Source organism: Streptomyces sp. NPDC031274 (assembly GCF_055570235.1).
The window spans coordinates 1-1,065 of record NZ_JBVIHP010000455.1 but is presented as its reverse complement, the minus strand read 5'-3'; the positions used below and the strand labels follow the sequence as shown (position 1 = coordinate 1,065).

At 71.1% G+C, this 1,065-nt stretch carries 2 protein-coding genes; one reads left to right on the top strand and one right to left on the bottom strand.

Annotated elements, in window-relative coordinates; genetic code table 11:
- The coding region (locus ACZ5CR_RS47130) for an ABC transporter ATP-binding protein (protein ID WP_468870231.1) at window positions 1–753 on the top strand (753 nt) is incomplete at its 5' end.
- An 87-nt stretch (window positions 754–840) separates the two neighbouring features.
- Here ACZ5CR_RS47130 and ACZ5CR_RS47125 read toward each other — a convergent pair.
- Window positions 841–1,065 (bottom strand): DUF8185 domain-containing protein (locus tag ACZ5CR_RS47125; protein ID WP_468870230.1); only part of this gene is annotated, 225 nt, incomplete at its 5' end.

Genomic DNA, 1,065 nt, shown 5'->3' with positions numbered 1-1,065 from the left:
GGCAGCGGCAAGTCGACGCTGATGAACATCCTCGCCGGGCTCGACGAGCCGACCGCGGGCTCGGCGCGGGTCGCGGGCCGCGATCTCCTCGCGATGGGCGCGAAGGAGCGGCTGCGCTACCGCAGGGACGCCGTCGGCTTCGTCTGGCAGCAGACGGCACGCAATCTTCTGCCGTACCTGACGGCGGCACAGAATGTGGCGCTGCCCATGCAGTTGAAGGGCGGGCGCTCGATGAAACGCGCACGGAAGGCCGAACGGGCACATGAATTGCTGGAGTTGATGTCGGTCTGCGACCTCCGCGACCGGCGTCCGCAGCAGCTCTCCGGCGGCCAGCAGCAGCGCGTCGCCATCGCGGTGGCCCTGGCCAACAACCCGTCGGTCCTGCTGGCCGACGAACCCACCGGCGAGTTGGACTCGCACACCGCCGAGCAGGTCTTCGCCGCCTTCCGCACCGCGAACGAGGAGCTGGGCACCACCATCGTCATCGTCACCCACGACCAGGCTGTCGCCTCCGAGGTCCGCCGCACGGTCGCCATCCGCGACGGCCGCACCTCGACGGAGGTCCTGCGCCGCACGGAGGTGGACGCGTCGACGGGCCAGGAGTCGGTGACATCCCGCGAGTACGCGATGCTGGACCGCGCGGGACGCCTCCAGCTGCCCGCCGAGTACACGGCGGCACTGGACATGCGGGACAGGGTGGCGCTGGAGCTCGAACGGGACCACATCGGAGTGTGGCCGGACGACGAGAGCTGAGGCGTGGGCGCGCGCGTCGCGAGCAGAGCCGCTCACGCAGGCGTGCGGAGGAGAGGGATCACGCAGGCGTACAGAGGAGAGGAGGGTTCACGCAGGCGTGACGGAGAGCCCTCCGACGCCCGCCCGGCGCACGGCGATGGACCCATAATTGGTACGCAGCCGCAGCCACGGCCCGGACGACAGCAGGTCGAGCGAGTTCCCCCGCAAGAACCCCAGGGCCTGCGCCGCATGCGCGGCCCGCACGGGCAGGCCCGTGTCCCCGATGGTCCGGGACCAGATCTCCCTGCCCAGTTGGTCGAGCTCCGCCCGGAC